The 5,288-nt window shown below is 57.5% G+C and carries 4 protein-coding genes; all 4 read left to right on the forward strand.

Annotated features, from left to right (window positions below; all coding sequences use genetic code 11):
• Window positions 1–1,010: 1,010 nt before the first annotated feature.
• The 4 genes from DU505_RS22075 (at window position 1,011) to DU505_RS22090 (ending at window position 5,053) form a co-directional block, all read left to right on the forward strand.
• Window positions 1,011–1,382 (forward strand): hypothetical protein, encoded by a 372-nt coding sequence (locus DU505_RS22075; protein WP_114481123.1) that lies wholly within the window; start codon window positions 1,011–1,013, stop codon window positions 1,380–1,382.
• A gap of 81 nt (window positions 1,383–1,463) precedes the next feature.
• Window positions 1,464–2,018 (forward strand): RadC family protein, encoded by a 555-nt coding sequence (gene radC, locus DU505_RS22080; RefSeq protein ID WP_114481124.1) that lies wholly within the window; start codon window positions 1,464–1,466, stop codon window positions 2,016–2,018.
• 259 nt (window positions 2,019–2,277) lie between these two features.
• Window positions 2,278–4,101, forward strand: a complete 1,824-nt coding sequence (gene mobH / locus DU505_RS22085) for a MobH family relaxase (protein ID WP_114481125.1) — start codon at window positions 2,278–2,280, stop codon at window positions 4,099–4,101.
• The gene (locus tag DU505_RS22090; protein ID WP_181872908.1) at window positions 4,091–5,053 is read left to right on the forward strand and encodes a tyrosine-type recombinase/integrase; all 963 of its coding nucleotides are present in this window, start codon (window positions 4,091–4,093) and stop codon (window positions 5,051–5,053) included. Before mobH ends, DU505_RS22090 begins: the two co-directional genes overlap by 11 nt.
• Window positions 5,054–5,288 lie beyond the last annotated feature (235 nt).

The following is a 5,288-nucleotide window of genomic DNA, read 5'->3' on the forward strand; positions in this document are numbered from 1 at the left end:
ACCTGAAAGATGTGCTGGCTCGCCTGCCAACACAGAAGGCCAGCCAGATCCACGAACTCCTGCCGCAGCACTGGAAGCCGGTCGACTGATCACTCGCAAAGGGTGATGACCGGCCGCTTACACATGACCAACGTAAATCACGCCATCGCCATCATGAAGCGGGTTAGCGACCGTAGTGACCGTCTCAACATGGCTTGCTGGCAGTACAACAGCGGAAATTTCATCATAGTTGATGAGAGCTTCGCTCATGAGTGCGGCACTATCGCCTGCTTCGCTGGGTGGGTTGCCATGAGCCCTGAATTTCAGGAGGACGGTGGGTGGCCGCACCCCAGTTCTGGCTCCCCTTGCATAGTGGTGGGCGGTAATGACTCCCTGGCTATCAGCCCTGAGGTTAGGGATACACTGAGATTTAACGTCATTCCCCTATGTGAAGGGGATCGAGAACGAGAGATGGCATCTGGAAATGCTGCGATCGCTGCTTGGCTGGACATCCCGGAAGGCGACGCAGGTATCTTGATGGCTACTATGGAATTAGAGGACTCCGAGCGCCTCTACGGCGTGGAGTGCACCTCACAGGTGAAGCCTGCCCATGTGATAAGGGTGCTCGAACGGCTCCGTGGCGCCGGGACCATTTGGGGCTGCTGACCATTGTTCTCTAAAGATGCAAGATGAAGCAGTGATAGGTCCGGCTACTCTCATCTACCCAGCCCCGCCATGTGCGGGGCCTTCTTGAGCTCACTGTGTCCAGCAGTAAGCACCTTGACACCCTGGGCGCCACCGCTAGCATGGAGGTTGCAAGTGCTGTCGATGACAGCTCGGTGAGTCTCGACCGGCACCAACCGAGACGCTCACCCAAGTCCGCCACGCATCCTGTAAGCGGGCGCCGCCTCCGGCGGTTGGATGCAGCCTCCAACTCGGCCTTAAGGCCATCCACCTCCCATGGGAAGCTCCTTCCTATGGGAGGGGTGTTTCCCGTGGATTCGTCTGTTCAATCCGCAAGGAGAAACACCATGCAAACCTTCGATATGACAATGCTGGCAGAGCAGTCTGGCTTCATAGGCTCGGTCCGATTGAGCGATGGCCTGATCTGCGACAGCATGTTTGCCAATCAGACCTGCATCGATGCTTTCGGCGTCAGACCTGTGAAACGTCTAGAGCTATTGCTCACGGATGTGGCCGCGCAGCTTGCTCGGTACCCTGCGGGTACTCAGGCAGCCAGGTTGACCCACTATCGTATACCGCCAAACGGGAGCGAAAATGAGCCTCTTGCCCTTGAACTCGAGGCCATCGTTATTCAAAACGATCATGAGCTTGGGGATTACCTTCTTCTTGCCCAGATCGACGAGCTGAGCCACATGGCGGTGTTGTCCGCCGCAGCGTAAATTCCACCCAACCACTCACCCTGACCGGGATCACACTCCCGATAGGGGTGTGGTTTCGGTCATGTCCATGAGGAACTGGTCATGACTTCCACACAAGCGGTTGCTACTTCCCAGGCAATTTCTCGCTACCCCTCTCAGCCGGCCTCCCCGCATGGCCTGCAACTGTTCGTACTCGATGGCGCCGGCAACTACCGGGCGGCTCCAGATGAGTGCGTCATCAATGCCGCCAGGTCGGTGGTCGAACGCACGGTCTCCCGGGGCATGAAGCTCAGCACCCCCGATCGGGTCCGTGAGTTCTTGTGGATCAAGCTGGCTGGTTACGACCACGAGGTGTTCGGTGCCATCTTCCTGGATAGCCAGCACAGGGTGATCGAATATAGCGAGCTGTTCCACGGTACCCTGGACTCAGCCTCGGTCTACCCCCGCGAAGTGGTAAAGACGGCGTTGCAGCATAACGCCGGTGCGGTGATCTTCACCCACAATCATCCCAGCGGGCAGCCTGATCCCAGTGAGGCAGACCGACGCATCACCCACCGCCTCAAGGAGGCGCTGGGTCTGATCGAAGTACGCGTACTCGATCACATCGTGGTCGGTGGCACGGAGTCCGTGTCCTTCGCGGAGCGGGGCTATCTCTGATTGCCCCGACTCTGTCAGACCCAGGACAGAAGGCGTGTTGCATAAGCATCCCCCCCCTCCCTTGGGAAGGGGGAGATGCTTACCGACATGCTGGGTAATTTTATAAGAAGTCACGACAAGCTTTTGCCTCGGAAGGGGAGAAGCGAGTTAGCAGCAAGAATGGCCACCGAAACCCCTCCGAGCGCAATTAACATTTTCCCTTCTCGGCATCGCCAACCCTCGTCAGATTGGCCCTATTGCCCACTGTCGAGAGTCATCAATGCTCAAGCGTCTGCTTTCAATGAAGAAAAATGCTGACCCTATACCTATCCCCCAGGAACGGGGATGGTGGGTGCCGCTGAAGGGGGCGGAGCTGCTCGACACGCCGTATCGGCAGCAGGTCCTCAAGTCGCTCTGGGATCTCACCTCGCTGACACAGCCGGTATTCGACGACTATGTGCGTCTTCCGCTGAAGCGCTACGCGGAGCTCGTACAGTTGCTACCCGCCTCGGAGAACCACCACCACGCCTATGCCGGTGGCATGCTCGACCACGCGCTGGAGGTCGTCAGCTTCGCACTGCGACTGCGGCGACAGCATCTGCTTCCGCCAGGGGCCACACCCGAAGAACAGGCGTCCGTAGGAGAGCTCTGGACGATCGCCGTGGTCTATGCAGCCCTACTGCACGACATTGCCAAGATACTGGTCGACATCGACATTATCCTTCAGGACGGACGCGTCTGGCGGCTGTGGCAGGGGACCATCCCCACGCCTTACCGGGTGCAGTATCGCAAAGGCCGTGATTACCAGCTCCATCAGGTCAGTAACAGCCTGTTGTGTCATCAGATCCTGGGTAGCCGGGGAATGGAGTGGCTGATTTCCGATCCCGCCGTGTTCGGACAGTTCATGTACACCATCACAGGGTACTCGCACGAATCCGGCATCATCGGTGAGTTCGTCTCTCAGGCGGATCGGGCGAGTGTGGCCAGCTCACTGGGTGGCGACCCTTCCAGAGCGCTGGAGGCTCCCGTCGAGTCGCTGCAACGCAAACTGGTCGACGCCCTCCGATACCTGGTAAAGGAGCAGCTCCCATTGAACTCGCCCCGGGCCCCGGCATACCTGACAGAGGAGGGGCTGTGGATCGTCGCGCCTAGCGTTCCCAATCAGCTCAAAGCCTACCTACTGCAGCATGGCGTGGGCGGAGTGCCGTCGAACACTACCCGCATGTATGACGAAATGCAGGCCCACGGGCTGATAGAGGCGTCAGGAGAAGGAAAAGCGGTGTGGAAGGGAGACGTCCAGATTGGTGAATGGCAGGCTTCCTTGAGTTTTCTCAAGGTGACTCCCTCGGTCATTTGGGGGGCTGGAGAGGAGAGGCCCCCGCTGCTCGCTGGCACCTTACGTGTCATAGGATCGGAATCGTCTGTGGAGAAGGGCGGCGTAGTGGAGAGGGCAGCGCACGAGGCAGTGCCACAAGTTACCTCCCACTCTTCCGTGCCTACCGGTAATCACGCTCATGAACAGGAGCCCGAGCCTCAAGATATGGGGCGAGAGAAGCTGGGTGCTGAGACAGCAAACATTGAACTAGATGTCGACGATATCGTGTCGCTTATCACTGGCAAAGATTGTAGCGATTATCGGACAGACAATGGGGAAGTCGATAGTCATGCTAGCCCCTCGGCTAAATTAGAAACTGTCGAGCGAGAAGGACGTGGCGGGACGCAGGACCTTGGCCAAGCATTTTTCCATTGGCTGAGCTCAGGTCTGGTGTCAAAGAAGATCATCGTAAATGATGCTAAAGCGGCAGTCCATGTCGTCGAAGGGACGTATTTCCTGGTGAGTCCAGGGATTTTCCGGCGCTTCTGCAATGAGCAATTTGGCTCTGACTCGCAGTGGGAAAAAGTGCAGAGACGTTTTCAAAAGCTGGGGCTGCATCTGAGAACAGCAACAAAAACGAATATCTTCAAGGTTTCCGTGCAAGGGCCTAACAGGAAAGGCAGCGTGCTCAAGGGTTACTTGTTGAAATCCGAATCCAGCATGAAGCCCCTTGCCCGAGACAACGTCTATCTCTCTCTCATCAAGGATGAGGCAGAGCATGATGCGTAACTGTACTTTCGATGAAGTGTTGCAAGAGATGTTTATCGAACGATGGCTATCGCCTAAAAGCCAATCATCGTACATGGGGCCGGTAAGCTATTTTCAGCGCTACATCGGTAATCAAGTGCTTCCCTCGGAAGTCAAACGAGCTGATGTCATGGCATGGCGTGCCGCTATCGTCCAGTCCGGGCGCAACCCCTCTGGCATCGCGGAGACCAGCTGGAATAACTACGCCAGACACCTGAAGAGCGTCTACCGATTTGGCATATCACATGAGCTGATACCACTGACCAAATCACCGTTCGAGGGGGTATTTCTGCGGGAGAAGAAGAAGGGTCGTAAAACGCTGAAAGACACGGATATCGTTTTTGCGAGGGAGACGCTCGAACTCTGCCGGCGTTACGAGGTGGTGAAGGGGGAGCCAGCTCCGATCCACCCGGCCTGGTTCTGGCAAGTGGTCCTCGAGACCTTCTACCATACCGGGATCCGGCTGAACCAGCTGCTGAGCATCAGGCCGGTCGATGTCCACCTGAAGAAGCGCCGTTTGACGGCCTCGGCCGAGGGGGCCAAGAACCGGATCGAAGCCACCCTGCCCATCACCGACGCGCTGTATCCCCACCTCTCCACCTTGATGACCGCCGCCCATGCGGCTGGCTTCCGTCGCTCGGATCAGTTGTTCAACGTGAATCGTTTCAGCGAACGGCATGGCCGCGACACCATGGATATATGGCAGGTCGAGGGATTCTTTCGCCGCCTGTCCAAGTTCTGCGGCAGCCGAGTGACGCCCCATCGCTTTCGCCATTCGCTGGCCACGGACCTGATGCGCAGTCCGGAGCGGGACCTCTACCTGACCCAACAGATCTGTGGGCATACCGACATTCGCTCCACGCTGGAGTACGTAGCGCCCGACCTGAATGCCCTGCGGCGGTATCTGGAGCAGAGACACGCCCCACGTGCATGACCGACAGGGGAGGGGGCGGTTTCCGCTGATCCGGAGTATGTCCCCTCCCTTGACAAGGGAAAGCAAATCTACTGGAATGGAAGGGCAACCTGGTGAGTCGAAGTATTGTTTTTCATTGCTCCGCGATCAGCCATTCCAGGGATTTCAAGAGGTTATGGCCTCCGCGCGAGACGCTTATATGACAACTGACTTGTAATCAGTAGGTCCCGGGTTCGACTCCTGGTGCCGGCACCAT

This window comes from Billgrantia montanilacus, assembly GCF_003336675.1.
Taxonomy (GTDB): domain Bacteria; phylum Pseudomonadota; class Gammaproteobacteria; order Pseudomonadales; family Halomonadaceae; genus Halomonas; species Halomonas montanilacus.